We start from the raw sequence: 24,396 nt of genomic DNA, 5'->3' as shown, positions 1-24,396 counted from the left end.
AGTGTAATCGCATGGTAGCAGACGGTCTTCGGCGGCGGAGCAGCCTTATGTTCCGTCGCCCGCAATCACCGAAAATCGTGCGGCGCGCCCGCGTCCCGCCTAGACTGATCCTATGCCGCACAACGATGACGATGGCGTCCGCCGCACCCGCGACCAACTCGTCTGGAGCTTCGTCGCGACGCTGTTCCTCACCGCCGCGCTGCGCATCGCCCAGGCCTCCGGTTTCACCCGCATCGATATCCCCCTGATCGTCGGCACCATGTTCACGCCGCAGCGTGACCGCGCTAAGGTCGTCGGCTCCGTCGTCCACGCGCTCAACGGTTGGCTGCTCGGCAGCATCTACGTGTTCACGTTCCACTCCCTGCGTCGCTCGAGCTGGCTGATCGGCGGCATGATCGGCTTCGTGCACGGGCTCTTCGTCCTCGTGACGGTGTTGCCTCTGCTGCCCGGCGTGCACCCGCGCATGGCGTCCGACTTCACGGGCCCCCAGCCGACGAGCGGACTCGAGCCGCCGGGCTTCATGGCGCTCAACTACGGCCGTCGCACGCCCATCGTCACGTTGATCGCGCACGTCATCTATGGCGCCATCATCGGCCACTTCTACGAACTCGGCCGCGACCAACACGGCGAGGGGAAAAAGCTACTTGGACACCGGCCAGGGTCGCCCGTGAGCGACCTCGCCGCGCTCGGCTCGCGAGATCGCTAGCACCGCCGTGATCTGCGCGATGTGGCTCAGCCCTTGCGGAAAGTTGCCCAGCGTCGTGCCGGTGCGCGCGTCGTACTCTTCCGAGAGCAGCCGCACGTCGTTCGCAGCACGCATGGCGTTCTCATACGCTGCACGCGCTTCGTCGATGCGCCCCGCCGCCGCGAGCGCCGCGACGAGCCAGAACTCGCACGCCAGGAACCCGCCCTCTTCGCCCTTCAGGCCATCTTGCGCGGTGTACCGTCGCAGCAAACCGTCGACGGTAAGCTGCTCCCGGATCGCATCGATCGTGGACGTCATCCGCGGATCCGCCCCGTCGATGAATCCCACCAGCGGTAGCTTTAGCACGGCGGCATCGAGCCCTTCGCCGTCGAGGATCTGCGTGAACGCGCCGGCCTGCTCGTTGTAGCCGCGCTTCATCACCAGGTCGCGGATCTCGTGCGCTTCTCGCTCCCACTTGGCGACGTCACCCTTGATCCTGCCCTCGCGCACCAGCATGCAGGCGTGCGTCAGCCCGTCCCACGCCATCACCTTCGAATGCACGTAGTGGCGCGGCTCGACGCGCTGCTCCCAGATGCCGTTGTCCGGTTCCCGCCAGATCTCCGCGACGTAATCGGCAATGCTCGACACGAACGCCGCCTCATCGCGGTCGATCCTGCCGTCCATCGATGATAGATACACGTGGCACGCCTCGATCAGCTCGCCGTAGACGTCGAGCTGCCGTTGCTTCGAAGCAAGGTTGCCGATGCGCACCGGGCGCGAACCGCGATACCCCTCGAACTCCTTCAGTTCGCGCTCCGGCACGTGCGCCTCGCCATACGCGGTGTACAGCGGATCGAGCTTCGGCGCTGTCAGGTGCGTCGCGTGCAGCAGCCAGCCGAGGTACGCCTCCACTTCGTCATCGAACCCGATCGCCAGGAACTCCCGCGCCGTCAACGCGGAGTCGCGGATCCAGCAGTACCGGTAATCCCAGTTGCGCTCGCCGCCGATCTCCTCCGGTAACGAAGTCGTCGGCGCCGCCACGATCGCTCCCGACGGCGCGTACGTCAGGAGCTTCAGCACGAGCGCGCTGCGCAGCAGGTCGTTACGGTACGGACCGTCGTACGTGCACCGCCCAGACCACGCTTCCCAGTACAGGAGCGTCTGCTTGTACGCTTCGTCCGCATAATTATCGGATAGCACGACCGCGGGCTCGCCGAGCGAGTACGCGATCGAGAAGCGCAGCCGCTCCCCCGGCACCACGTCGAAGCGCCCGCGCGCATCACGGCGCGACGCATCCAGCCGCACGTCGCTGCGCAGGTGCATCACGTTGCGCCCGCGCTCCGCCGTGATGTCATACGCCGTGCGCGCCCGCAGTTGGATCGACCCGCTGCTGTACGACGGCCGCGGCACGTAGTCGATGCGCATCGGTACGCGACCGCCGTCGCACTCCACGAACCGAAACACCGCCCGCAGCGGCTCCAGCGCATGCGCCTTTGCGTCTTCCGTCTGCGCCGGCATGAAGTCAACCAGCCGCACCGCGCCTGCTTCCGTCGTGAACGTCGTCTCGAGGATGTTGGTGTCGTCGATGTACCTGCGGCGAGACTCGTACGGCATGTCCGGCGCGATCCGCCAGTAGCCGCCACGGTCCCAGTCCAACAACCGCCCGAACACCGACGGGCTCGCCGGGTAGGGCAGGCACATCCAGTCGATCGATCCATCCAGCGAAACGAGCGCAGATGCCCGCGAGTCGCCGATCAGGGCGTATTCGCCGATGTCCGGGTAGCGCTGGGCGCCCGTTCGGGTCACCCACTCATTCTACGTGCCTGCGCGCACGCCCGTAGAGACGGCCGTCGCGCCCTGCGGCACGATCCCGCGCGGCACGCGGTCGGCCCCTAATTGGCGGCGGTCCAGCGGGCGAGGGTTTGTTCCATCTCTGTGTAGAGGCGGGGGACGGCGAAGCGCCAATCGCCATCGATCATGGCGGCGACGGGGGAGAGGCGCTGGTATCGCACGCGGTAGTAGAGCACGGAGATGAGGTCGTTGCGGACGCTGCTGCTGGAACTGAAGAGCAGATCCTCGAGGTCGTCGCGCAGTGATGCCGGCACTTCGCCCTCGGGGTAGGTCTCGCCGAGGAGCATGACCGACTCGGCCTGCTCGAGTTCGACGCCGCGGACCCACTGGCGTTTCGCTTCCTCGATGTTGCCAGCGGCGGCGTACCAACGGCCGAGTTCGGTGCGCGCGGACCCGAAATCGGGCTGGCGGTTGACGGCGAACTGCAGATGCTCGAGCGCTTCCTGCGGTTTGTCCTGGGCGGCGAGGATCGTCGCGAGGGCGACACGGACGGTGAGGTCGTTCGGCGATGCGAGGGCGAGCAGCTTGCAGCCGTCTTCGAGGTCGTCGAGATCTTCGGCGGGCGCCGACGGGTCGCTGCGCATCTTTTCGGCGGCGAGGGTGCCGCTGGCGCATGGATTGAGCCCGATGATCGATGCCGCGAGGATCTCGTCGATGTGGGTGCGGCGGAAGTCGGAGCCTTCCCAGAACTCCGAGCCGGCGAGGCTGGCATCCATGCTGAGCACCTGGGCGTAGGTTTCGACCGCCTCTTCTTCGTAGCCCAGATCCTCGTAGACCTCGGCGACGGCGAGGACCGGCGTGACGTGGTTGGCGGCAAGGCGCGTGATCTGCGCTTCGCGGGCGGCGTCTTCGTCGCGGCCGGCGAGCTGATAGGCGCGGGCGAGGTTGGCGCGGGCGATGTCGCTGCGCGGGTCGATCTCGGCGGCGCGTTCGAGGTGGACGATCGCCGGTCCGAGCAGTTCTTGGTCGCAGCGAAAGAGCTGCAGACAGAAGTTCGCCTGCGCGCGGCCGAGATCGAGTTGGTAGACCATCATCGAAGAGTCGGCGTTGACCGCGTCCTGTAGATGAGGGATGGCCTCGCTGAAGCGGCCGTTGTTCGCGGCGTCGGCGCCGAGCCAGTGATCGTGGTGCGCGGTATCGAAGCGGTACCAGCCGATAAAGGGCACCATTATTAAAAGGAGAAGAGATGCGCGTGCGACGAGCATGGCGTATCGCGGCCAAGGATCGGGAACGGTGAACCGTAGCCTAGCTACTGCGGTCTGATCGGATTCGAGCGTTTCAATTTGCGGGCGTTCGCGGTAGTTGCGGACGATGATCGCGGCGACAAGCGCGAGCGCGATCGCGGGCGCCTTCCAGATGTTTCCCGCGTCGAGCTGATTGTGGACGGTGAAGCCGATCAGCGCGCCGGCGCAGGCGACCGCCAGCGCGCGTTGATCGAGGGAACCTTCGCGCCAGGTCTTCGCGAGCATGATGACGATCGCCAGCGCCATGCCGAGCAGCGCGAGCAGGCCGAGGATGCCGGCGTCGTTGGCGAGCTGGAGGAAGCCGTTGTGCGCGTGCTGCGTATGGACGAGGAAGCGGCCGCTGTACTGCGGGTAGAGCAGTCCGAACGTGTGCGGGCCGGATCCGAAGAGCGGATTGTCGGCGAACATTTCGAGGCCGGATTCCCAGGCGTCTTCGCGGGGCGAGAGGGAACTGCGGAAGAGCCAGCCGGGGCGCGTCGTCGAACTGGAGAGGAAGGCGAGGGTGCCGCCGACGGCGAGTATCGCAGCGCCGCCAAGCGTGGCGATCGCGGTGGGGCTGATATCGCGCGGGACTGCGTTGGTCCACGACGCCTCGAAGCCCTGGCGCTCACGCTGATCGGCGCGCACCGTCAGCCAGATGCCGACCACGGTGAAGCCGACGCCGGCGAAGACGCCGAGCCAGCCGCCGCGCGACAGGGTCAGGAAAATCGCCATGGCGGCGAGCGCAAGCGTTGCGGCGGAGACGATGCGTTCGGCGAGCGCGGCGCCGCGCAAGGCGCCGTGGGCGATGAAGGGCATCATCAGCACGAGGACCATCGCGAGGACGTTCGGGTGGTCGCTGACATCGTGGACGCGGGGGACGGTGGGCGGAAAGATGTTGCCGGCATCGAGCCCTTCGACGTCGCGGACGAGGCGCAGGTAATCGGCGTAGTCGTTGCCGACGACCCACAGCGCGTACAGCGAAAGCGCGGCGGCGACGAGGATGACGGCGCGTCGGAGTTGCCTGGCGCTCAGAAACGGGAGATCGGCGAGCGCATAGAAGACGATGACCGCGGCGCCGAGTTGCAGCGTCGCTTCGAGGCTTAGTCGCCAATCGATCGAGGTCACGGTGGCGATGGCGTAGGCGGCGATGAAGCCGAGCACCGGAATATCGAGCGGGCTGCCGCCGGGGAGCCTGCGGGCGACCGCGAGGTAGACGACGTAGACGATCGCGGCGCCGGCGTAGACCAGGTGATTCGTCAGCGTGCGGGGGAAGACATCGAACGTGAGGGCGGGCATGCCGGTGAAGAGGAAGTAGCCGACGAAGGCGCCAGCGAGGAGCATCGCGGCGGCGCTCAAGACGGCGTCGCGGGCGATCGGCGAACGCCGGGCGCGCGCGGGTGCAATGCGCGTCTCCGCGAGATCGCTCACAGGGGATCGTGCTGGTGGGGCGCGTGACGTGCCGCCATCGATCTCTCCGCCGGTCGCAAAACCGGCGAATTGTATCATGCGTCCGATGCGGACGATCGTCGCGATGCTGTTGCTCTTTACATGCGCCGTCGTTGCTTGCGACGGCGATGATGACGGCGGCGCGCCGACGAGGACGACTGCTGATGCCGCGTCGCCGCCGGCGGGTGGTGCAACGTCACCGCCAGGCGATGGCCTGCCGATCATTGACCTGCGGTACGACGGCGGGACGCTCCGCGTCGAGGTGGCGACGGCGCCGGACGACCGCGCGCAGGGCCTCGGCGAGCGGGATGCGCTTGCAGACGACGCGGGCATGCTGTTTGACCTGGGCGAATCGCGAGTGCCGGGGTTCTGGATGAAGGGCATGCGCTTCGCGATCGACATGGTGTGGATCGGCGAGGACAAGACGATCGCGGGTGTGGCGTTGGACGTGCAGCCGCAGCCGGGGGTGGCGGATGCGGAGTTGCGTCGTTATTCGCCTGACGTGCCGGTGCGGTATGTGCTGGAGATCAAAAGCGGCGCGTCGCTTCGGCTGGGGTTGGGGGCGGGGGAGCGGGTGGAGTTTGAGTTGCCGTGATCTGGTTGGAGAGTTGGAGGCTGGACGTTGGCGTGGGTTGTCCGCAGACGGCGCAGATGGAACGGATGAAGTGGATCGGGACGCGGCGTGACGGTTGAGTTGACCGACGAGATGGTGAGCGCGTTGAGCAGTGCGTTTGACGATCACGCTCCGTGCATCGTCGGGACGGCGTCGGGGAGTGGCGCGCCGGACGTGTCGTATCGCGGGAGCGTGTTCGCGTTCGACCGCGAGCATCTGGCGTTCTGGGAGCGCGCGAAGGGCGAGACGCTGCGCAACATCGAGGAGAATTCAAACGTCGTGGTGTTGTATCGCAACTCTGCGACGCGGCAGGGTTGGCGGTTCTACGGGGTGGCGCAGATCCTGAAAGACGGCGAGCTCCGACAACAGATCATGGAGCGGGTGCATCCGCTCGAGTTAGCGCAGGACCCCGATCGCACGGGCTATGCGGTGTTGATGCGCATCGACCGGGTGCGTGCGCGAAGCGAGACGATCATGGAGCGGGGCGAGGAGCGTTGAGTCTTTCTGGTCTCGAATGTCGCGTAGGGTTTGTGTCATTCCCGCGTCGCAATTTGCGTTACTCAATATGCACACTGACCAGCCGAAAGACTGACCGACCAACTGCTGGTTGAGCGCGTGTGCGACGAGAGAGATTCTTCGCTTCGCTCTGAATGACGGGATGGTGCGCTCTGAATGACGGGATAGTGCGCGCTGAACGGCAGGATGGTGAATTGTGTCGTTCCTGCGTCGCAAGTCGCGTTATGTCGTGACGCTTCGAGGATGTCCGTATTCGGATGCGATGGCGCGTTTAGATCTCAGGATGCGTTTCAGACGCTTTTGATACGCAGCAGCGTAGGGCTTATGCAGGGGCGCGAGCGTATTCCGATCAAGTGGGCCCAACACTCGTACTTGCGGGGTACGAATCGTAGTAGAATCGAACGGTAGGGAGAGATCGGGCTTTCACCGGGAGGGAGTGCTTCTATGCCCAAGGCGACCTCTTACTGGGACAAGTTCACACGGAGCCAGGTCAGCAGGCGACGAGCGCTGCAGATGGCTACGGTCGGAGGCGCATCCGCCGGCGCCATCTGGCTGGTGGGTTGTGGCGGAGACGATGATGACGACGGCGGCAACGGCGAAGCATCGCCGGGCGCTGGCAACGGCGATGAAGGGGCGCCGGTAGCGGGCGGGACGTTCCGCGGCACGATCTCGTCGGTGCTGGGGAAAGATCCGCACAAGGCGGCGACGTTCCTGGTGCACGCGTTGGGGTCGTACTCGTACAGCCGCTTGATGCGATTCAAGACGGTGGTCGGCGAGTTGCCGGAGGAGGAGTACTACACGACGGAGCCGGAACTGGCGAACAACGTCGAGAATCCGGACGAACTGACGTACACGTTCACGATCCATCCTGACGCGACGTTCCACAACGTGCCGCCGGTGAACGGACGGCAGGTGACGGCGGACGACGTCGTGTACTCGTTCAACCGCTATCGCGAGATCTCGCCGAACAAGGCGAACCTGGCGATGGTGGACACCGTCGAGGCTTCGGCGGACAAGACGCAGGTGACGTTCAAGTTGAGCCGGCCGTTCGGGCTGTTCTTGAACCGCATGGCATCGTTCCAGGACCTGTGGGTCATGCCGCAGGAGTTCATCGAGGCGAGCGAAACGGCGAGCGAAGACAGCATGCTCGGCTCGGGGCCGTTCATGTGGGACCGGTTCGAGCCGGGCGTCGTGATCGCGTGGAAGAAGAACCCGACGTACTTCGAGAAGGACGCGAGCGGCGCGGCGCTGCCGTACCTGGACAACATCAACCTGGCGATCATCACCGACCAGAACCAGGTGTTGTCGCAGTTCGCGGCGAAGCAGCTTGACTCGATCAGCGTGCCACCGCAGCTCTTGGACTCAGTGCGGAGCCAGGCTTCGGACGCGGTGTTCGACCAGTCGCTGCGCAACATTTTGAGCTTCATGTACTTCGAGCCGGCGAGTTACCTGGCGGACAAGCCGCCGTTCAACGACGTGCGCGTGCGACGCGCGATGTCGATGGCGATCAACCGCGACGGTCTGCTGAACCGCATCTCAGCCGAGGGCGGCGAGTGGCCGAACATCATCAACGCGGGGTTCGGCCGGAGCTGGTGGTTGAACCCGCAGGGCGACGACATCGGCGATTCGGGGCAGTACTACGCGTACAACCTCTCGGAAGCACGTGCGATGTTCGAGGCGGCGGGCGTGCCGGAGATCACGACGAACATGCACTACAGCAGCACCGTGTACACGACGGTGGTGCCGTACTACGACATCGTCCGGGGGTCGCTGCCGGCGGCGCTGGCGGAAGCCGGCGTGACGGTGAACCCGGTCGGCGAGGACTACGCGATCTACATCAGCAAGACGTTTGGCCGCGGCGAGTTCGAGGGCATGACATTTGGGCTGGAGTCGGTATTCAGCGACGTCGCGGCGTACTGGACGAACATGTTCTTCCCGCGCGATGCGGGCGGCGGACGCAACCACTCGAGCGTCAGCGACCAGACGATGGTGGACCGGATCAACGCGATGCTGGAGCTCCAGGACGTGGACGAGTTGCGCGAGGCGAACTTCGACCTGCAGCGATACGCATCTGAGCAGATGTACTACGTGCCGGTGGTGACGCCGGTGGAGTTCGGGGCGCGGCAGACGCGGTTGAAGGGCAACCAGAACACGACGGGGCCGACGACATACGCCGTCGGCACCGAGGATCAGATGCTGAACTGGCTCGAGGTCTAGAGCCGCGATCTTGAGGGTTTCGTAGTTTCGGAGGGGGTGCCCCGGGCACCCCCTTCGGAGTTACACTCGCACTAGGATGCGCCAATACGTTTTCAAGCGGCTGCTCCTGGCGATACCGACGCTGATCGGCGTATCGATCCTCGTCTTCTTCATGCTGCGGATCCTTCCCGGCGACGTGGTGCAGCAGGTGGCGGGGGACAACGAGGTCACGCCGGAACTCCGGGCGCGCATCGAAGCGGACCTGGGGCTCGACCAACCGGCGTACCAGGAATACTTCGAATGGCTGGGCGGCGTGGTAACGCTGGATTTCGGACGGTCGCTCCGTGACCGCACGCCGATCAACGACCGGCTGAACGACGCGCTGCCGACGACGATCGAGATGGCGGGGTTGGCGCTGATCATCTCGCTAATCATCGCGCTGCCCGTCGGCATCATCTCGGCGATCCGGCAGGACAAGATCATCGACTACATCGCGAGGAGCGTGGCGATCGGCGCGCTGGCAGTGCCGACGTTCTGGCTCGCGACGATGATCATCGTGTTTTCGTCCAACTGGTATAGCTGGGCGACGCCGTTGCCGCAGGAGTACCGGCATTTCTGGGATGATCCGTGGGCCAATTTACAGTACATGATCTTCCCGTTCGGCAACCTGATACCGCTGGGGCCTTCGGTGGTGCTGGGTATCAGCCTGTCGGGCACGGTGATGCGTCTGACGCGCACGCAGATGCTGGAAGTACTGCGGCAGGACTATGTGCGGACGGCGTGGGCGAAGGGGTTACACGAGCGGAACATCATCGTGGGGCACGCGCTGAAGAACGCGCTCATCCCGGTGGTGACGGTAATCGGGCTGCAGATCCCGATCCTGGTCGGCGGCAGCGTGGTCGTCGAGAGCATTTACAACGTGCCGGGCATCGGTCAGTGGTTCTTCGCCTCGATGATCGCGCGTGATTACACGGTGGTGCAGGCGATCGCGCTGCTCACGGCGGTAGCCGTCGTGCTTTCGAACCTGTTGGTGGACATCACCTATGCATATCTCGACCCGCGGATCAGGTACAGCTGATGGCTACAGCGATCCAGACGCGGACGATCGACGAAGTACTGCGCGAACCGGCGCCCGGTGGGCCGACGGGGTGGATCCGGAACGCGTGGAATTTTTGCCGGCGCAAGCCGCTGGGCGGACTGGGTGCGTTGATCGTCGTGGCGATGCTGTTCGCGGCGGTCTTCGTCGACGGATCGCTGCTCGGGATCGACGGACCGCTGCTCGCGCCGCAGCACTACGACGACCAGACGTTCGGCGAGGAAAACCTGGACCCGTCGGGGGATCACTTCCTGGGAACGGACCAATTCGGGCGTGACATCTTCAGCCGCATCCTCTACGGCGCCAGGATCTCGGTGATCATCGGCCTCGGTGTCGTGCTGATCGCGGGCGTTGGATCGCTGGCGATCGGGACGGTTTCCGGCTATTTCAGCGGCTGGGCTGACACGATCATCCAGCGCATCGTCGACATCTTCCTGGCGATCCCGCCGCTGATCCTGCTGATTTACGGGCTCTCGGTGTTTGCGGGCACGGCGGGGCCCTATACGCGCATGTTCTGGATCATCACGATCGTTGGGATCGTGCTGACGGCCTCATCGATCCGTGTGATCAGGTCGGCGGCGATCGCCACGGCGAACAACCCATACGTCGACGCGGCGCGGACGTTGGGCGCAACGGACGCGCGGGTCGTGTTCCGCCATATTGTGCCGAACGTCATCCCGGTGGTGATCGTGCTTTCGAGCGTGCAGCTCGGCACGGCAATCCTGGCGGAGGCGGCGATCTCCTTCCTGGGGCTGGGCATCCCTGAGCCGTTCCCTTCGTGGGGGACGATGCTGAGCATCAACGGCGCTTCGCAGTTCCGCGCGTATCCGCTGCAGGCGGTATGGCCGGGGCTGGCGGTCGCGATCGCGGTGTGGGGGTTCAACATGTTCGGGGACGCGTTGCGGGACGTGTTGGATCCGCGGCTGCGGGGGTCGAGGTAGGGGCGGGCGAGTTGTAAGTTTTAAGTCTTCAGTTTTCAGTGGGCGCGAGATGATTCGCGCGCTGTTTTTTTGTCTCGTGAGTGTGCGTGACGGGGGACTCACCCCCCGGCCCCCTCTCCGTCGGGCGGAGAGGGGAGCTTGGGCGAGTGATTGTCTGTTTGGGGTGCGACGTTGGTTCGTGGGTTGATGGTTGTCGTGCTGAGAGATTCTTCGCTTCGCTCTGAATGACGGCGGGTGTGAATGACGGGGCGAACATGAACGGCGCGAGAGTTACGTCTCGCGCCGTTCGTGTTTACGGACTTAACACTGATTACTTACCACTTACAACTCGTCTACGGCCTGATGTTCTGGTTGAAGTGGAAGATGTTTTGCGGGTCGTACTTGCGCTTGAGTTCGACGAGGCGGGCGTAGGTCTCAGGGTTGTAGGCTTCGCGCGTGCGGTTTTCGCCTTCGTTGCCGAGGAAGTTGGAGTAGACGCCGCGAGAGAGCGGGCGCAGGTGCTCCGCGATGGCGTCGGCCCACTGGTCGTGCGCTGGGCCGTCCGCCGGATCGACGTACATGCCGAGCACGGTGACCATGAAGCCGGCATCGCGGTGGCTGAACGCGGTGGCGCCGGCGGGGACGCGCGCGAGCTGGCCGCCGAGCGGGCGGAACTGCACGGCGGTGAGCGGGCCGGGCGCCTGGCGGCCAAGTTCGAGCGAGCGCTCGATGAATTCGTCGCTCACCTCGTCGGTGAACTCGGAGCGGATGGCGATGCGGTGCGGCTTTGTCGCTTCTTCGGTGAACATGTAGATCGCCGGGTACGGCATGACGTCGACGAGGTCGGCGATCGGCTCGGCGAGCGCACGCAGCGGCGCCACGACGTCCGGGCCCTTTTCGACGTCGCCCGCGTAGACGGTGATAATGATCAGCGAAAGCTCGCCGACCTTGTCTTCGGGGATGAACGGTGCCGGCGGCGCGCCCATGACCATCGTGATGGTGGTGAGTTCGTCGGGGGCGTGGCGGGCGTAGTCCAGGTAGCCGCGCAGCACTTCGGGCGTGGCAGGCAGCACGAGGGCGCCGCCGTAGATCATCGCCAGGCGCTCGAGACGGAACTCGAAGGCGGTGACGATGCCGAAGTTGCCGCCGCCGCCGCGGAGCGCCCAGAACAGGTCGGCGTTTTGCGTTTCGGTCGCGCGGACGATCTCGCCTTCGGCGGTGACGACTTCGGCGGCGAGCAGGTGGTCGATCGTGAGGCCGTGCTTGCGGACGAGCCAGCCGATGCCGCCGCCGAGCGTGAGGCCTCCGAGCCCGACCGTCGATGCGTCGCCGGTCGTGAGGGCGAAGCCGAGTTCGGCGGCCGCGGGCGCGAAGTCGCCGGTGGTGACGGCCGGCTGCACCCAGACGGTCTCGTTCTTCGGGTCGATGCGGAAGTTCTTGAGGCCGGACATGTCGATGACGACGGCGTCATCGACGACGCCGGCGCCGATGACGCTGTGACCGCCGCTGCGGACGGCGATCTCCATGCCCTGCGCGCGTGCGAAGCGCACGGCCTCGGCGACGTCCGGTGCGTCGGCGACGCGGACGATGATGCCGGGGCGGCGGTCGACGAGGGTGAAGACGGTGCGGGCGGCGTCGTATGCGTCGTCTTCGGGAAGGATGACGTCGCCGGCGATGCGCGCGGCGAACGCCTTGACGGCGGGGTCCTGCGTGCTGGTAAGGGGTCGTTGTGCGATAGCCATGTCGGTTGTCTCTTTCTTTTTTCTGCTGGCTCTATCTGGTTGCGGAGTTCCGAGCGGTGTGGAGTCCGCTCGTCACTCCATGGCTAGTTGTACGGCGCGCAGCGGGTGCGCCGAATCGGGCAAGGGCAGGGTACGGATGGGGGACGTTGGGCAGACGCCGCGGCTCGGTCGAAGGGCGGAGGTTGGGATGTTGGAGGCGGGACGCGGGAAGCGGGAGGCGGGAAGTCGGAGATCGGGAGGTGGGATCGAGAGTGATCGACATCGCCGGTATACTCGCGGCCATGGCGGAGACGTATGACTACGATCTGATCGTCGTTGGGGCGGGGGCGGGGGGAAGCGTCGTGGCGGCGCGCCTCAGCGAGGATCCTTCGATCCGCGTGTTGCTGATCGAGGCGGGGCCGGATTATCCGAACGTCGAGGCGTTGCCGGAAGACCTGCGCAACGTCAATCACGGTTCGTTCACCGACCACGACTGGCGGCTTCGTTATACGCCGACATCGACGAGCCGGCCGGATCAGCCGTTCGCGCGCGGGCGCGTCACCGGCGGCTCTTCGGCGGTAAATACGGCGATCGCGCTGCGCGGCGTGCCTGCGGACTACGACGAGTGGGTGCGCGCGGGATGCGCGCGGTGGGGGTGGCAGGACGTGTTGCCGGCGTTCATCCGGCTCGAGTGCGACCTGGACTTCGGTGGTGCGCCGTATCACGGGGATGCGGGGCCGTTGCCGATCCGGCGGCACACGCGCGACGAGTTGGTGCCGTACCAGGCGGCGTACCTGGATGCGTGCGCGGAGTTGGGGTATCCGGCGTGCGGCGACCACAACGATCCGGATGACACGGGCTACGCGCCGCATCCGATGAACAAGCAGGGGACGCTGCGCATCAGCACGGCGATCGCGTATTTGGGGCCGGCGCGGGGACGCGCAAATCTGCGGATCATGGCGGACACGTCGGTGCGGCGCGTGGTGTTCGAACACGGCGAGGCGCGCGGCGTCGAAGTGCGGACGCAGGGCGGGGCGATGGCGACGATCAGCGCGCGGCACGTCGTGCTCGCGGGAGGCGCGATCCACACGCCGGCGATGCTGGTGCGGTCGGGCATCGGACCGCGCGACGTGCTCGAGCGGTTGGGGATCGCGGAGACGCACGTCAGCGAGGGCGTCGGGCGCAACCTGATGGACCATCCGGCGATCGGGCCGACGCTGGTACCGAAGGAGGGCGTCGCCGACTGGGACCAGCCGGTGATCCAGACGACGCTGCGCTACACGGCTTCGGGCAGCAGCGACTTCAACGACATGCAACTGGAGCCGTTGTCGTTCATGCACATCCCGGGCGGGCGGCTGCTGATGGGATTGGCGGCGTGCGTGTTCAAGTCGTACTCGCGGGGACGGCTTGAGTTCGACAGCGGCGACATCGACGCGCGGCCGCGGATCGTGATGGACTACTTATCGGACGAGCGGGACTACGAGAAGCTGCGCGACGGCGTGATGCGCGCGATGGACCTGGTACACACGCGGGCCGTCGGTGCGGTGTCAGAGGGTGTGCGGCGGCCGACGGAGCAAGAGCTATCGGACAGCGCGGTGCTGGAGACGTGGATCCGCCGCAATTCGAGCACGGGCGCGCATCCTTCGTGCACGGCGCGGATGGGGCCGGACGACGATCCGTTAGCGGTGTGCGACGAACGAGGGGTGGTGCGCGGGGTGCGGGGGCTGCGCATCGCGGATGCTTCGCTGATGCCGGTCGTGCCGAGCGCAAATACGAACGTGCCGACGATCATGATCGGCGAGCGCATCGGGGAGTGGGTGCGCGGGGAGCTGGGGCGGTAACGCCGTACGGACGTGTTTTCGGCGTCGGAGATGTGCAGCATCCGGGACGCCGGACGACGTGACGCTACGGCGCGAGGTTTTCCGCCGCTTCACCCGCGGGCGCGGCGAATCGCTGCTTGAACGTGAACGCGTGCGGCGTCGCGCCGTGCGTGTTGAGGTGCAGCAGGCGCTCTTCGCCCTCTGCGATGGTCGGGATGTGGCCTGCGGGCACCCACCACAGCACGAGATACTGCCATTCGACGTGCTCGAACCACTTGCGGCGCTTGCGGTACACCTCGACGTGGTCGCTGTGGTAGGTGAAATCGAACAGCGCTTCGACGGAATCCCAGACGGTGAAGTTGAGGATGATCGACTCGTCATCGCGAGGGCGGATCGACGTCGAGTTGCCCTCTTCGGTCTGATGGCGCCAGACGAAGCCGGGCGCCGCATCGCCGAGGTGGTTGACACGGTCGATCGCCGACACGAAGTCCGCGAGCAGCGGATCGGTGAGCGGCTTGCGCAGCTTCGCCAGATTGTATTGCGCCAGGTGCCAGCCTTCGCTCATGGCGGAAGTCTACAAGTCGCGGCGCGGGGCCTGCGCGCATGGTGACGGCGCCTGACTCATCGGCGGGCCGCGGCACGGAACGCACCACCGGCGCCCAATAGCAGCACGCCCGATGCCACCAGGCCGAGGCTTAGCAGAGAGGGTGCGGGCGGGCGAGCGCCGGCACCGACGTCGGGGAGCCTGATCTGTCCGACACGACGAGCACCGCCCAGCACGCCGGACGTGCGCGTCGGGGCCGCTGCTGCGCGCTGCGACGACGAGGGAGGCGTCGAGGCGGAGGCGGCGATCCCGGACGGCGGTGTGGGCGTGTCCTGGGCGGGCGCGAGCAGCGTCGGCGTGTGCGTGGGGATCGGCGGTTGCGTGACGAGCGGTGCGGGCGTATTCGTCGGCGTTCGGGTTTTCGTCGACATGGCCGTTTTCGTCGCGGCCGGCGTCGATGTTGCAGGCAACGTGCCGGCGTACGTGCGAAATGCGAAGTCGCTGACGAGCGCCGATGCGTTGGAGGCGCCCGCGGCGTAGAGATCGATGTCGTGCGGGGTGCCGAGCCATGTAATTTCGAGGCCGTTGCCCGTCGCGAGTTCGATCACGTAGAGCTGGCCGGGCGTCACCGGTATCGGGACGGCGAAGTCCGCGTGCTCATACGACGACATGCCGGCGACGATGCTGCCGCCGCCGATGACGCCGCCCGGCGCGTCGGCGGTGCCCGTGCGGACAAGGACGTCGACCGCGGTCGGGCCGGCCTCGGCGAGCACGCAGACATCGACGGCGACGAGGCCGGGCTGCGAAGGCACGAACTCCTGCCGCTGTCCGCCGCCCTGCGTCAGCGAGGCGGTGAAGTTGAGCACGTTGCAGCCGGCGTTGCCCTGCAGGGCCTGGTCGATGTTGCCGTGGGCTTCGACGCGGGCGGCAGGCGACGCGAGCGCGCAGGCAGCGAAGGCGGCCATGCAGAGTATGCGGGGGGCGGCGGGTAGAAGCCTCACAACGGGGGGAATCGTAGCATTAGGGCGAATCGTGATGCATGCGGGTGTTAAGGGGGTGTGCTTTCGCGTGCGTGGGCTGTGCTGCGGGGTCGACGAATGTCGCCGTGAGGGGATCCTTCGCGTTCGCTCAGGATGATGGTATGCGGGGAGTCGTGTCGCGGTTCGATGCGGTGGCCGTGGCCCGGCGGTGCGTGGCGCCCCGCCCCTCAGCACTTCCAGAGTGTGTTACTGGCGGGAGCTGCGGCCGAAGCGCTCCAGTGATTGCGCGTCCACGGCGCCTGCGCGCAGTGACCGCAATTCCCCCCACTTGGCGCGGCTTTGCGCCTCGAGTCCCTGGATCTCACGGCCGTCCTGTCGCACGCCTGGCTTGCGGAGCGCGCGGACGCGTGCGGCGAGCGCGGCGATCTCCTTGAGCAGAGCTTGTTCGGAAGGGGTCGTTGCCATGTGTTGCTCCGCCAGAGTTGTCGTAGGCGTATGTCGGGAAGCGGTCCTTCCGCGAGTTATTCGGGGTGCGTACTTCGACTTCGACGCCGGTGAGAGTCGTTGCGAGCGGATAGTGTGCATGGTGTTCGTACAGAAAGCCAGCAACGAGGAAGCGTGATTGATTGTAGCACGCGGCTCCTGACGAACGTTCCCATGGCTGGATCAGACGCGATGAAAAACGTCCCTTGCGACCTCACGGGTGAGGTGCGTGTTCCATACCGGTCGCGTCGCGCGTGAGCGACCGTGGATGCGTGATCCGTCGAGTCGTGGAAGCAGGGAGTGGCAACGCAACAGCCCCGATCTGTCGGGGCTGCGTCGGTGATTATGATCTGCCGGGCGGCTGCGGGGATCTAGGCGGCGGTGTTGGCGGCCGCGGCCTCGGGCTCCACGATGGCCGGCTCCTCGCGCGCGATGCTGACGGGATCGGTCGAGCGCCGCTCGAGCTGCGTGAGCGACGGGGTGTTGGAGCTGTACAGCCAGGCGATCGGGCCGGCTGCGACGAGTGTCAAGAAGCCGGCGACCTGGGCGGCGGTGGATTCCGCGACGGCGGCGAGGGGCGATTCCCGGCCGGCCGTGGGCTGCATCCAGCGGCCCCACTCGTCGCGGAAGTACTTGGTCCAGAGGTCTGCGTTGGCGACGGTCGAGTCTTGCGGGTTCACGTGCGTGCTCTCCAAGGTGTCCTTCCCCGGTTCGAGCGCAGTCTAGCCGCGTGGGCGGGACGCGCGGTTAAGCCGGGATTAAAGCGATGTGAACGATTCGCGTCGTAACTTGTGGCGGTACGACGGGGCGCCTCTCAAAACATCGGCGTGTCGCACCGAAACTGATGCTACAGCACAAGCACGCTTGCCGCCAATATCAACGGTGCGAAGAATCCGTAAAAGTGGGATTTTCCCTCGATGACATGGTTGGAAGGACGAACGCTGGAGGCGGGAGCACTACTCCTTCGACAGTCTTCCCCGACAAAATACCTGCCCCATCTGCCCGGACATCCAGCTTCCGGCTTCCAATCTCCCGTGTCCCGATTGGCAGGTAGCCCACTCACGTATGGTGGTGGTCGTCGTCCATGCGGCGGAAATAGTCGTCGAGCGTCTTGCCGGCCTCCTCCAGATAGCGGTCTTCGAGCACGGTCAACTCGTTGATGCGGTCGAGCCGGAAGCTGCGGAAGTCCTCGCGAAGCTCGCACCAGGCGGTGAGTGACCAGGTGCTGCCCCAGAAGAAGAGGCCCAGCGGCCGCACGCAGCGGTCGGTCTGCGGTTGCTCGATGGCGGTGTACAGGAGGTGGACGCGGCGGCGGCTCTCGATGGCGGCGCGCAACTCGCCGAGCCAGGCCATCATGGGGTTGGGGACGTGGAATCCCGGGGCGTAGAGGGGAGTCTGGTTGAGCCTCGTCTTCAGCCGGTCGGGGAGCGCCGCCTCGACGCGCGCGAGAGCTTCGCCGGCGGCCTTGGCGAGGCCTGCGTCTCCCCAACTGGTGACGACGCGGGCCCCGAGCACCATGGCCTCGATCTCGACCTCGCTGAACATGAGCGGCGGCAGGTCGAAGCCGCGCCGGAGCATGTAGCCGACGCCCGCTTCTCCTTCGATCGGGACGCCGGACGACACGAGGTCCCGGATATCGCGATAGACCGTCCGTTCCGAGACCTCCAGCTCGCCCGCCAGTGAGGCGGCGGTGAGCACGCGCTTGCGGCGGAGAAGTTGGATGATCTGGAACAGACGGTCGGCGCGTCGCATATGGTCTGTCAGTCTTTCAGCCGGTCAGTCGAGAGGACCTCACCCCCCGGCCCCCTTCGTCGCGGCGGAGAGGGGGAGTTTGCTTGATTGAGCACGATCACCAGTGAAGCGCGGTGTCGGCGTCGCGAACACACGTGTCCGCGAATTCGCGGCGTGGCGTAGGCGATGCGATCCGCGCCGATGCTGTTCGTGCGCCGGCGTGACGGTCGAGCGTCATGCCGAGGCGCACCAGCGTCGATGCGGCGACGCTGCGGATGCCACCGCGATGATGCTGGATCGCATCGATGCGGTGCACGCTCACGCGCTGGAGTTCGTGCTCCTGCAGTTCGTTGATCATCTCGAGGACCTGTGGGCTTGCCATCATCATGTCGTTCCTGTTCCGCCTTCCTGTGCGGGTTGCACGCTTACTTCGCCGGCGCGGGCTGCGGGCGATACTCGATCAGTTGGAGGTAGTTGCCGTCGGGATCGAGGAACGTTGAGATCAGCCCGCCCCACGTCTCGCGGCCGCGGCTGCGGATGAACTCAACTCCCTGGGCGGTGAGTCGCTGTTCTTCGGCCTGGAGATCATCGACGGAGAAGTTCAGCAGCCAGCGCGATGGTTCGCCGGCTTTGCCACGCGTGTCGCTGTGGCCATCGAAGCCCAGGGTCATCGTGCCGAGGTCGAACGCAAATTCACTCAGACCGGGCTTAGGCGTCAGTCCGACGACGTCGCGGTAAAACGCGATCAGTCGCGCGGGATCGTCGCTCGTGATGTTCACGAAGACTTCGTTTACCTTCATGTCGTCCTTACTCCGTTTTCCTGTGCGGGTTGCACGCTTACTTCGCCGGCGCGGGCTGCGGGCGATACTCGATGAGCTGCGCGTAGTTGCCGTCCGGATCGACGAACGTGGAGATCACGCCGCCCCAGAACTCCTTGCCCTGGTTGCGTATGAACTTCACGCCCTGATCTTCGAGGCGCTTCTGCTCCGCATCGATACTCTCGACGAAGAGGTTGGGCAGCCAGCGCGTCGGCTCCTTGGCGGGGCCGCGGGTGCCGCTGTGGCCGTCGATGCCGAGGGTGGCGCCGCCCATGTCGAGCGACCATTCGCCCATCTCCGGTTTCGGCGTCAGCCCGACGATGTCGCGGTAGAACGCAAACAAGCGCTCCGGGTCTTCGCTGGTGATGTTGAGGAAGAAGCTGTCGACCTTCATGTGTGTCCGTCCTTCGGTGAAGCCCCGCGCCTCCTGTCGGTGCGAGAGAGACACTGTACGACAGGGCTACTGACAGCATAGTGGCAGGAAGTCGAACGGGGAATTACGTCTCCTGACAGTCCGTAGACAGGATATGTCAGGAGTCTGTCGGGGTGGGGACGGCGGGCGGCGCGGCGACGTTGCCGTAGAGGAAGCGCAGCTTCACGAGGTCGCGCAGCACCTCCCACGCTTGTTTCGGGCGCATACGGAGACGTGAGCCTTCGACGTGCTGCCAGGTGACCGGCACGGAGACGATCGGGTAACCAAGCTTGCGGGCGATGTGGAGCACCTCAGCGTCGAAGATCCAGCCCTCCAGGCGCTGGCGCTCGAAGACAGCCCGCGCGGCGTCGTGGCGGAACCCCTTCATCGGGCATTGCGTGTCCTCGATGTCGCGCAGCACGCCGATTGCCTTGCGCATGGTGGTGAAGATGCGGCCAGCCGTGCGGCGCTGCGTCGGCTGCGACTCGCGCATGTCGGAGCCGTCCGGTTGGATGCGGCTGCCGGCGACGACGGGGTGACCTTCTTCGAGGCAGGCGAGGAGTCGCAGAGAGTCCTCGGGCGGCGTCGCGAGGTCGGCGTCCATGAAGAACACATACTCGCCGCGGGCCGCCAGGCAACCGGTGCGGATCGCGGCGCCCTTGCCCTCGTTGTGTTCGTGCTGCACCAACCGCAATGTCACGTTCGATGGCAATCCCGCGTCCTCACGCGCGCGCACGATCCGGGGCGTGCGATCGCGGCTGCCGTCATCGGCGACGACGATTTCGGCGGCGAAGCGTTGCTGCGCCAGAAACGCGATGACGCGATCGAGGCTCGCGGGGAGGCGCGCCTCTTCGTTGAACGCGGGCATGACGTAGGACGCGAAGGGCCGCGATTCGACGCGCTGCGTCTCGACGGCGGCGGGGTGCGTCGCGATCACGATGCGTCCGCCTCGTCATCGACCGGTCTGCGGCGGCGCACGACTTCGGGCGCGACGAGTGGCTTGCCGGTCATGTCCGCGATCGCCTCGGCGACCTCGCGCACGTCGGCGAGTCCCTCGCGGACCATCGAGCGCGCGACGATGATGTCGCCGATTTTCAAACGCTTGCCGCTCACCTTCATAAGGACGATTTCGAACTGCGCGAGGTCTTCGCGTTCGCCCTGCCAGCGCTGGCCGCCGGTGGTCTCTTCGATGCGGATCTCGTCGATCTTCCAGAAGGGCACGAGTTCCGTCGTACCGACACCCATGCCGAGGAATCCCTGCTGCCAGACACCGGACTGCTTGTCCTTCTCGAATACAACGTTGGCCCCGGCAATCGTATACACGAATCCGATGCCCGCAAGGGGGATGGCGAGGACTGCATACACCAGCAGCACCACGACGAGGAAGAACGGGAGGCTGCCGAGCCACAGGATGATAGCTACGAAGGCCGCCACGCCGGACATCAGGCCGAGCAGCGGCAGCAGCGCCGCAGCGAGCGCCGGGCGCACGTTGATGCGATGCGGCTCGATGAACGCGACGCGGCGATTCAGGTAGACGATGCGCTTGCCAGAGCGCGCCTCCGGTGACGGTAAGGACGGCGTTTCCGAGGACACGCTCGATTATAGGTGCGGGTTGGTTTAGGCGGCTGGTCGCTGGCCGCTGGCCGCTGGTCGCTGGTCGCTGGTCGCTCGTGGTGAGTCAGTCTGGTGATCGTGGTTAGGTGCGGCCTCAGGTGCGGTAGTTGCCGAACTCCAATTCGACATCGTAGTCCTGACTTTTCAAGAGCTGGATGACCGACTGCAACTCATCGCGCGAGGGGCCGGAGATGCGGACGGCATCGCCCTGGATCTGCGACTGGATTTTCTTCAGCTTCTGGTCCTTCAGCAGCTTGACGATGGCGCGGGCAGTGTCCTGCGACAGCCCCTGCTTGAGCATGACGTTCTGGCGCACCGTGCCGCCGCCCGCTGGCTCGACGTTCTCGCGATGAAGGTTCTTGACGGGCACCTTGCGGCTGATCATGCGCTCGCGCAGCACGTTCCACATCTGGTCGAGGTAGAAGTCATCGGACGCGTGCAGGGTCAATGTGCCCGCTTTGCGATCGTAGTCGATCTCCGCTTTTTGGCCTTTGAAGTCGTACCGCTGCGAGATCTCCTTGCGAGCCTGGTTGACAGCGTTATCGACCTCTTGCAGGTCGACGCCGGTGGTGACATCGAACGATTCCATCTTCGGCATGGCGGGCCTCCTCGTCTGGCGAAAGACTACGGGGAGGGGACAGCAAACAGCAAAGAGCAACGGGGGAGGGGCGGCAAACAGCAAAGAGCGACGGGGGAGGGGCGGCAAACAGCAAAGAGCAAACAGCAAAGGACACCGAGTAGACGACGGGGAGCCAAATGACAAAAGTTGCCTAGGGCTTGGGCGGGGAGAAGCTGATGACGCGGCCGTTGACGTAGACTTGCTCGCCGTAACGGACGACGGCGATCTCTGCGCCGTCGTCATCGAAGAGGTGCACGCCATCGGGCTGGGGCATCATGCGGCGGACGCCGAGGAACGTCCTGCCGCCGCCGCCGACGGGCTTCAAGGCACCGGACTCATCGGGCATAGCGGGATCGTAGGGGGAGGTGGTGGGGAGTGGCAAACAGCAGACAGCCGACAGCAAACAGCAAAGGGTAGAAGGCAATGACGTTGCTCGGTGGTGATCGTACGGGTGCACGCTTTCTGGGTTGGGATCGTGGGGCGGACGCCGTGCCGTCGGCGACGGGGGTGGAGGAGTGGGGGCGGGCGGCTGTGGTTCAATAGGCACAGGAGGCGGCGATGCAGACCAAACTCGACAAGATCACGGTCCATACGCGCGGCATCGGCCATTTCGTCGAGATCACGGCGGAGGTTGCGGAGGCGATCACGCGGTCCGGCGTGCGGGAGGGGATTGCGCTGGTGCGCAGCCGGCACACGACGGCGGCGATCATGTGCAACGAGCCGGACCCGCGCCTGCACATCGACATGAAGGACGCGGTGTACGCGACGTTTCCGACTGATCGCATGTACCGGCACATCGAAGAGGGGGCGGAGAACGCCGTGGCGCACCTGGCGACGTCGATGCTGTTCGGCGAGTCGACGTGGGTGCCGGTGCGCAACGGACGCATCGATGTCGGGACGTGGCAGCACCTGTACCTCGTCGAGCTATACGAATCGCGGCTGCGCGAAGTAGACGTGGCGATCCTGGGCGAATGAGCGCAAGCGGCGTCATTGCCGTACACCTGGCGGATGTCACCTATCCGCCGCAGCACCCGCGCACGGGCACCGGGCCGGTGTTGGCGTTCGCGATCCGCACGGACGGCGGCGTCGTGCTCGTCGATACGGGCATCGGGCCGGCGCATCGGCTGATCGACCGCGTGTACGCGCCGACGCGCTTCTCGGTCGACGAGGCGCTCGCGGCGCATGGCATCGCGCGGAGCGACGTGACGGCGATCGTCAACACGCACCTGCACTTCGACCATTGCGGCGGCAACGCGCTGTTTGCGGACGTGCCGGCGTACGTGCAGTCCGACGAGTACACGGCAGCGCTCGAACCGGGATACACTGTGGCGGAGTGGATCGCGTTCGAAGCGGCGCGCTTCCAGATGGTGAGCGGTGACGCGGAGATCGCGCCCGGCGTGCGGGTGGTGGCGACGCCGGGCCACACGCCGGGGCATCAGTCCGTGATCGTGGACACGGAAGACGGCGCGATCGTGATCGCCGGGCAGGCCGTCGAGACTGCGGATGAGTTTCGGGATGCCATCGCGCATCCGGAAGGTCACGCGGATGTCGCGTCGAATGTAGGGAAGCTGGTGGATCTGGCGCCACGTCGCGTGTACTTCAGTCACGATCACGCGTACTGGGAGCCGCGAGCCGCGTTATAGGGTGGGCGCCATCATCTGCGCAGCCAGCTGGCAGTTGCGGCGCACGCCGCGAAACCAACTCTCCCATTGCGGCATTGCCGATTCGACTTGGGCGCTGCAGTAGCGCGACGCGTACTCCGCCGGATCGATCCATCGATATGCGCTGTGCTCGTTGCTGAGCACGACATCGCCGGCCGGCGCGTCCGCGAAGTACGCGGCGTGGAAGGCATCGAGGCCGTTTTCCGCGCGGTAGCTCCAGATGCGGAGCAGGCGCGGGTCTTCGACGCGCAGGCCGGACTCTTCGAACGTCTCGCGCACGGCGGCGTCGGCGGGATCTTCGCCCGGCTCGACGATGCCGCCGGGCAGGTACCACACGCCGTCGCCCAGGCCGCCGTTGCGTTTGAGGATGAGCATCTTGCCGTCGCGGATCACGTACATCTCCGCCGTGAGACGCAGTACACGCAGTTGCCGGTCGAGGAACTGATGGTCGCGCCAGTCGATGTAGATCTCGATCTCATGCCGGACCCGGCGCATGATCGTCGCGACGCGCGCGTCGCGCTCATCCATGGCGGCGATGTATTCGTCCTTGAAGTAGCGGTCCAGGTATTCGCGCGCGTCGATCCAGCGCGCGGCGGAGTGCTCGTCGCTGAGCACGACGTCGCCGTCCGGGCAGTCACACGCGAAGACGACATCGACCGTGGGTGTGCTGTAGAAGGGCATCAACTGCGTGTTGACGAGCGTGAGCGGACCGGCGGGCACCAGCCCGGTCTCTTCGAGCAGTTCGCGGCACGCGGCGGCGGCAAGGTCGTCTTCGCCATCATCGACGGCGCCGCCGGGGAGGTACCAGCCGCCGGTCATGTCGCCCATGGCGCGCTTGAGGATCAGGATCTTGCCGTCGCGCTGAGCGTAGACGCCGGTGGAGGCGCGAAACGCACCTGCTTGCGGGTACACGATCTCGTTGTCGGCCATCGCGCGAGTATAGCGAGCGGGGCGGAACGTCGGCGCTTCAACCTGCGGGAAGCGCGCAGTCTTATTCGCCGGAGGCGACGATTTTCGGGCCTCTGCGCCGCTCCGCCTCCTCGATCTTGCGGCGCCGCCACGGGACGACGACGAGGTCGTCGAGCATGACGAGCAGCACCGCGATGCCGCCGAGCGCCACGCCACTCATGTAGCGACGCGTTTCGCGTTCCACGCCGGCATTGTTGCTGCGCGATTGCGAGCCGGCAAGAAGTCGCGCGGGCGTTGTTGCGTGCGTGTGTGGAGGGAGGCGATCCCGATGGATCTGTTGCGCGGCGGCGGAGAATCGGCAGGAATGGCAGTCGCCGGCTCGGTGTGCGCGAGAGGCAGGTGTCGCCGTGACGGGATCCTTCGCGTGCGCTCAGGATGACGTTATGCGGCGGGCCGGTGTGCGGGTCGAGATTGTCGTGTCGGGAGATGCTTCGCTTCGCTCTGAATGACCGCGTTCGGCGCGTTTTGCGCGGGG

The 24,396-nt window shown here is 65.9% G+C and carries 26 protein-coding genes; 9 read left to right on the top strand and 17 right to left on the bottom strand.

All coding sequences use genetic code 11. The features are described 5' to 3' along the window. Positions 1-112: 112 nt before the first annotated feature. On the top strand, positions 113-706 hold the full coding sequence (locus WEB52_07635; protein ID MEX2226302.1) for a hypothetical protein: 594 nt from the start codon (positions 113-115) through the stop codon (positions 704-706). Here WEB52_07635 and WEB52_07630 read toward each other — a convergent pair. Further along, positions 641-2,491 (bottom strand): glycoside hydrolase family 15 protein, encoded by a 1,851-nt coding sequence (locus WEB52_07630; GenBank protein MEX2226301.1) that lies wholly within the window; start codon positions 2,489-2,491, stop codon positions 641-643. The two genes, WEB52_07635 and WEB52_07630, sit on opposite strands and share 66 nt — an antisense overlap. 86 nt (positions 2,492-2,577) lie before the next feature. Then, positions 2,578-5,190 carry an O-antigen ligase family protein gene (locus tag WEB52_07625; GenBank protein ID MEX2226300.1) on the bottom strand — a complete coding sequence of 871 codons (2,613 nt, stop codon included), beginning with the start codon at positions 5,188-5,190 and terminating at the stop codon, positions 2,578-2,580. Positions 5,191-5,275: 85 nt separating this feature from the next. On the opposite strand from WEB52_07625, the gene WEB52_07620 reads away from it, so the two are divergent. The 5 genes from WEB52_07620 (at position 5,276) to WEB52_07600 (ending at position 10,570) form a co-directional block, all read left to right on the top strand. After that, positions 5,276-5,803, top strand: a complete 528-nt coding sequence (locus tag WEB52_07620) for a DUF192 domain-containing protein (protein ID MEX2226299.1) — start codon at positions 5,276-5,278, stop codon at positions 5,801-5,803. Between the two features lie 87 nt (positions 5,804-5,890). After that, positions 5,891-6,319 (top strand): pyridoxamine 5'-phosphate oxidase family protein, encoded by a 429-nt coding sequence (locus WEB52_07615; GenBank protein MEX2226298.1) that lies wholly within the window; start codon positions 5,891-5,893, stop codon positions 6,317-6,319. A gap of 531 nt (positions 6,320-6,850) precedes the next feature. Continuing rightward, positions 6,851-8,554 carry an ABC transporter substrate-binding protein gene (locus tag WEB52_07610; GenBank protein ID MEX2226297.1) on the top strand — a complete coding sequence of 568 codons (1,704 nt, stop codon included), beginning with the start codon at positions 6,851-6,853 and terminating at the stop codon, positions 8,552-8,554. A 76-nt stretch (positions 8,555-8,630) separates the two neighbouring features. Continuing rightward, positions 8,631-9,611 carry an ABC transporter permease gene (locus WEB52_07605; protein ID MEX2226296.1) on the top strand — a complete coding sequence of 327 codons (981 nt, stop codon included), beginning with the start codon at positions 8,631-8,633 and terminating at the stop codon, positions 9,609-9,611. Beyond that, positions 9,611-10,570 carry an ABC transporter permease gene (locus tag WEB52_07600; protein ID MEX2226295.1) on the top strand — a complete coding sequence of 320 codons (960 nt, stop codon included), beginning with the start codon at positions 9,611-9,613 and terminating at the stop codon, positions 10,568-10,570. Before WEB52_07605 ends, WEB52_07600 begins: the two co-directional genes overlap by 1 nt. Before the next feature lie 332 nt (positions 10,571-10,902). Here WEB52_07600 and WEB52_07595 read toward each other — a convergent pair whose 3' ends face one another. Then, a complete protein-coding gene (locus tag WEB52_07595; GenBank protein MEX2226294.1) occupies positions 10,903-12,291 on the bottom strand; it encodes an FAD-binding oxidoreductase in 1,389 nt (462 codons plus the stop codon). Positions 12,292-12,572: 281 nt separating this feature from the next. Between WEB52_07595 and WEB52_07590 the strand changes: the two genes are divergently transcribed. Then, positions 12,573-14,111: a GMC family oxidoreductase N-terminal domain-containing protein gene (locus WEB52_07590; protein ID MEX2226293.1), complete on the top strand. Its 1,539-nt coding sequence runs from the start codon at positions 12,573-12,575 to the stop codon at positions 14,109-14,111. A 64-nt stretch (positions 14,112-14,175) separates the two neighbouring features. On the opposite strand, the gene WEB52_07585 is transcribed toward WEB52_07590, so the two are convergent. The 12 genes from WEB52_07585 to WEB52_07530 form a co-directional block, all read right to left on the bottom strand. Continuing rightward, on the bottom strand, positions 14,176-14,655 hold the full coding sequence (locus WEB52_07585) for a DUF3291 domain-containing protein (GenBank protein MEX2226292.1): 480 nt from the start codon (positions 14,653-14,655) through the stop codon (positions 14,176-14,178). Positions 14,656-14,711: 56 nt separating this feature from the next. Beyond that, positions 14,712-15,599, bottom strand: a complete 888-nt coding sequence (locus WEB52_07580) for a hypothetical protein (GenBank protein MEX2226291.1) — start codon at positions 15,597-15,599, stop codon at positions 14,712-14,714. A 261-nt stretch (positions 15,600-15,860) separates the two neighbouring features. Continuing rightward, entirely contained in the window at positions 15,861-16,079 is a 219-nt protein-coding gene (locus tag WEB52_07575; protein ID MEX2226290.1) for a hypothetical protein, read from the bottom strand. Between the two features lie 389 nt (positions 16,080-16,468). Continuing rightward, positions 16,469-16,792: a hypothetical protein gene (locus WEB52_07570; GenBank protein MEX2226289.1), complete on the bottom strand. Its 324-nt coding sequence runs from the start codon at positions 16,790-16,792 to the stop codon at positions 16,469-16,471. 364 nt (positions 16,793-17,156) lie between these two features. Continuing rightward, positions 17,157-17,849, bottom strand: a complete 693-nt coding sequence (locus tag WEB52_07565; GenBank protein ID MEX2226288.1) for a YafY family protein — start codon at positions 17,847-17,849, stop codon at positions 17,157-17,159. Positions 17,850-17,946: 97 nt separating this feature from the next. Beyond that, the gene (locus WEB52_07560; GenBank protein ID MEX2226287.1) at positions 17,947-18,210 is read right to left on the bottom strand and encodes a hypothetical protein; all 264 of its coding nucleotides are present in this window, start codon (positions 18,208-18,210) and stop codon (positions 17,947-17,949) included. Positions 18,211-18,253: 43 nt separating this feature from the next. Continuing rightward, complete coding sequence (locus WEB52_07555; protein MEX2226286.1) at positions 18,254-18,628, bottom strand: VOC family protein; 375 nt, start codon at positions 18,626-18,628, stop codon at positions 18,254-18,256. Positions 18,629-18,665: 37 nt separating this feature from the next. After that, positions 18,666-19,040 carry a VOC family protein gene (locus WEB52_07550; GenBank protein MEX2226285.1) on the bottom strand — a complete coding sequence of 125 codons (375 nt, stop codon included), beginning with the start codon at positions 19,038-19,040 and terminating at the stop codon, positions 18,666-18,668. Positions 19,041-19,176: 136 nt separating this feature from the next. Continuing rightward, positions 19,177-19,995 carry a dolichyl-phosphate beta-glucosyltransferase gene (locus tag WEB52_07545; protein MEX2226284.1) on the bottom strand — a complete coding sequence of 273 codons (819 nt, stop codon included), beginning with the start codon at positions 19,993-19,995 and terminating at the stop codon, positions 19,177-19,179. Continuing rightward, a complete protein-coding gene (locus WEB52_07540; GenBank protein MEX2226283.1) occupies positions 19,992-20,651 on the bottom strand; it encodes a hypothetical protein in 660 nt (219 codons plus the stop codon). The genes WEB52_07545 and WEB52_07540 overlap by 4 nt, the downstream gene beginning before the upstream one ends. 115 nt (positions 20,652-20,766) lie before the next feature. Further along, positions 20,767-21,261, bottom strand: a complete 495-nt coding sequence (locus WEB52_07535) for a YajQ family cyclic di-GMP-binding protein (GenBank protein MEX2226282.1) — start codon at positions 21,259-21,261, stop codon at positions 20,767-20,769. A gap of 181 nt (positions 21,262-21,442) precedes the next feature. Then, positions 21,443-21,637: a hypothetical protein gene (locus WEB52_07530; protein ID MEX2226281.1), complete on the bottom strand. Its 195-nt coding sequence runs from the start codon at positions 21,635-21,637 to the stop codon at positions 21,443-21,445. 212 nt (positions 21,638-21,849) lie between these two features. Here WEB52_07530 and WEB52_07525 point away from each other — a divergent pair, with 212 nt between their 5' ends. Then, positions 21,850-22,266, top strand: a complete 417-nt coding sequence (locus WEB52_07525; GenBank protein ID MEX2226280.1) for a secondary thiamine-phosphate synthase enzyme YjbQ — start codon at positions 21,850-21,852, stop codon at positions 22,264-22,266. Further along, a complete protein-coding gene (locus tag WEB52_07520) occupies positions 22,263-22,934 on the top strand; it encodes an N-acyl homoserine lactonase family protein (protein MEX2226279.1) in 672 nt (223 codons plus the stop codon). The genes WEB52_07525 and WEB52_07520 overlap by 4 nt, the downstream gene beginning before the upstream one ends. Here WEB52_07520 and WEB52_07515 read toward each other — a convergent pair. Both WEB52_07515 and WEB52_07510 read right to left on the bottom strand, forming a co-directional pair. Beyond that, the gene (locus tag WEB52_07515) at positions 22,929-23,882 is read right to left on the bottom strand and encodes an NUDIX hydrolase (protein MEX2226278.1); all 954 of its coding nucleotides are present in this window, start codon (positions 23,880-23,882) and stop codon (positions 22,929-22,931) included. The two genes, WEB52_07520 and WEB52_07515, sit on opposite strands and share 6 nt — an antisense overlap. 61 nt (positions 23,883-23,943) lie before the next feature. After that, on the bottom strand, positions 23,944-24,105 hold the full coding sequence (locus tag WEB52_07510; protein ID MEX2226277.1) for a hypothetical protein: 162 nt from the start codon (positions 24,103-24,105) through the stop codon (positions 23,944-23,946). Positions 24,106-24,396 lie beyond the last annotated feature (291 nt).

This window comes from Dehalococcoidia bacterium, from assembly GCA_040902535.1.
GTDB lineage: Bacteria > Chloroflexota > Dehalococcoidia > DSTF01 > JACRBR01 > JBBDXD01.
This window is presented reverse-complemented; position numbering and strand designations above follow the sequence as displayed.

Excerpts from the sequence above, each read along its gene's own strand:
- WEB52_07635 (MEX2226302.1), top strand. The coding sequence starts at position 113 with ATGCCGCACAACGATGACGATGGCGTCCGCCGCACCCGCGACCAACTC.
- WEB52_07620 (MEX2226299.1), top strand. The coding sequence starts at position 5,276 with ATGCGGACGATCGTCGCGATGCTGTTGCTCTTTACATGCGCCGTCGTT.
- WEB52_07610 (MEX2226297.1), top strand. The coding sequence starts at position 6,851 with ATGGCTACGGTCGGAGGCGCATCCGCCGGCGCCATCTGGCTGGTGGGT.
- WEB52_07605 (MEX2226296.1), top strand. The coding sequence starts at position 8,631 with ATGCGCCAATACGTTTTCAAGCGGCTGCTCCTGGCGATACCGACGCTG.
- WEB52_07600 (MEX2226295.1), top strand. The coding sequence starts at position 9,611 with ATGGCTACAGCGATCCAGACGCGGACGATCGACGAAGTACTGCGCGAA.
- WEB52_07595 (MEX2226294.1), bottom strand. The coding sequence starts at position 12,291 with ATGGCTATCGCACAACGACCCCTTACCAGCACGCAGGACCCCGCCGTC.
- WEB52_07590 (MEX2226293.1), top strand. The coding sequence starts at position 12,573 with ATGGCGGAGACGTATGACTACGATCTGATCGTCGTTGGGGCGGGGGCG.
- WEB52_07585 (MEX2226292.1), bottom strand. The coding sequence starts at position 14,655 with ATGAGCGAAGGCTGGCACCTGGCGCAATACAATCTGGCGAAGCTGCGC.
- WEB52_07580 (MEX2226291.1), bottom strand. The coding sequence starts at position 15,599 with ATGGCCGCCTTCGCTGCCTGCGCGCTCGCGTCGCCTGCCGCCCGCGTC.
- WEB52_07575 (MEX2226290.1), bottom strand. The coding sequence starts at position 16,079 with ATGGCAACGACCCCTTCCGAACAAGCTCTGCTCAAGGAGATCGCCGCG.
- WEB52_07565 (MEX2226288.1), bottom strand. The coding sequence starts at position 17,849 with ATGCGACGCGCCGACCGTCTGTTCCAGATCATCCAACTTCTCCGCCGC.
- WEB52_07560 (MEX2226287.1), bottom strand. The coding sequence starts at position 18,210 with ATGGCAAGCCCACAGGTCCTCGAGATGATCAACGAACTGCAGGAGCAC.
- WEB52_07555 (MEX2226286.1), bottom strand. The coding sequence starts at position 18,628 with ATGAAGGTAAACGAAGTCTTCGTGAACATCACGAGCGACGATCCCGCG.
- WEB52_07550 (MEX2226285.1), bottom strand. The coding sequence starts at position 19,040 with ATGAAGGTCGACAGCTTCTTCCTCAACATCACCAGCGAAGACCCGGAG.
- WEB52_07535 (MEX2226282.1), bottom strand. The coding sequence starts at position 21,261 with ATGGAATCGTTCGATGTCACCACCGGCGTCGACCTGCAAGAGGTCGAT.
- WEB52_07530 (MEX2226281.1), bottom strand. The coding sequence starts at position 21,637 with ATGCCCGATGAGTCCGGTGCCTTGAAGCCCGTCGGCGGCGGCGGCAGG.
- WEB52_07525 (MEX2226280.1), top strand. The coding sequence starts at position 21,850 with ATGCAGACCAAACTCGACAAGATCACGGTCCATACGCGCGGCATCGGC.
- WEB52_07520 (MEX2226279.1), top strand. The coding sequence starts at position 22,263 with ATGAGCGCAAGCGGCGTCATTGCCGTACACCTGGCGGATGTCACCTAT.
- WEB52_07515 (MEX2226278.1), bottom strand. The coding sequence starts at position 23,882 with ATGGCCGACAACGAGATCGTGTACCCGCAAGCAGGTGCGTTTCGCGCC.